This window comes from Streptomyces sp. C, assembly GCF_000158895.1.
GTDB lineage: Bacteria > Actinomycetota > Actinomycetes > Streptomycetales > Streptomycetaceae > Streptomyces > Streptomyces racemochromogenes.
In genome coordinates, this window is record NZ_GG657750.1 from 1,804,067 (window position 1) to 1,805,337 (window position 1,271).

Annotated in this window: 1 protein-coding gene; it reads left to right on the forward strand. The window is 74.7% G+C overall.

Going from position 1 to position 1,271, the window contains the following annotated elements:
• The first annotated feature begins 400 nt into the window (after positions 1–400).
• On the forward strand, positions 401–1,216 hold the full coding sequence (locus tag SSNG_RS07940) for a hypothetical protein (protein WP_042800715.1): 816 nt from the start codon (positions 401–403) through the stop codon (positions 1,214–1,216).
• Positions 1,217–1,271 lie beyond the last annotated feature (55 nt).

Below are 1,271 nucleotides of genomic sequence, written 5' to 3' on the forward strand. Positions count from 1 at the left end.
CGGCCGCGCCGACACCCGACGGGAGAACGAGCACCAGCGCGGCGACCGCCGCGGCCACCGCGGTGGCCGCCACCCTCCGCGTACACAGATCGGGCATCGGCACACGCTACGGAGCCCCCGCCACCGCTCCCGCCCCGCCACGCGGCGCTCCCCCGCGCCCCACCCGGACGGCTGACGCGCCGGACGGCCCCACACCCCCCGAGGCGTTCGGAAAGCGGCTCCAACTGCGCACGAAGGGACAACAGTTGGCACGAAAGGGAAGCCGAAGTCGGACGGTTCACTCTTCTGGGTGGCCGGTTCGATTCCGTTCCCTCAAACGGCGTGACCCCGGCCGCCGCCGCGCCGTTGATCCCGGCGAGCCGGGAACCCCCCGGCCTCCGCACGAATGAGGAGCCACCCCGTGCCGCGCATGCTCGACGTCAGTGATGAGGTACGTGCCGAGATCGGTGACGAAGAAGCCGACAGGCTGCTCACCGGCGACGACGCCCCGGGCAGTTACGACTGCACCTCCTGCCGCACCCCCGGCGACCCGGAGACGGTCCGCACCAGCACCGTGCTGTTCGTGGGCGAGGAGACCGCCGTCCTCGCCTTCGCCCACGCCGACTGCATCCCCTCCCAGGTCGTCCCCGTCTCCGAGGAGCAGCTCCAGGGCGCCGTGCGCAGCATCACCGGCGACAGCCCGGCCCCCGCCCCGGAGCAGGCCGGCGGCGAGTCCCCGCAGTCGGTCCCCGGTGGCCAGGCCGTCCTCGGCATCACCAGCGGACTCGTGCTGATCGCCGGGGAGCTGCACCCCGCACTGGTCGTCGAGCCGACCGCGCCGATCGCCCGCCCCGGCACCACCGGCCCCGGCGACGACTTCCTCCCCCTCCTCATCGAGCAGGGCTTCATCCCGGTCACCGACACCAACGAGGTCCCCTCCCCCCTCGCCGGCTGGTCGGTCCTGCTGGCCGCCGGGCAGCTGCACGCCGTGCTCCAGCCCGGCACCGACGGCGGGCCCCAGGTGGCCTGGTGGCAGGCCCACCAGGCGCTGGGCGTCACCGACGGCTGGCGGGCCGCCGTCAACAAGACGCAGCGCGTGCTCATCTACGCCGCCCCGGTCGGCTCCATCGGCCAGCAGCCGCGCGAGGACCTGCTCCGCGACGCCCTGGACAAGGCCGCGAGCAACGGCAAGCTGGTCGGCGCCTCGATGCCGCTGGCCGGTACGCCGGGCGCCTGAGCCCCACCCCTTCCCACCGGAACGGCCCGTCGGGCCCCCCTGCCCGAGGGGGGCC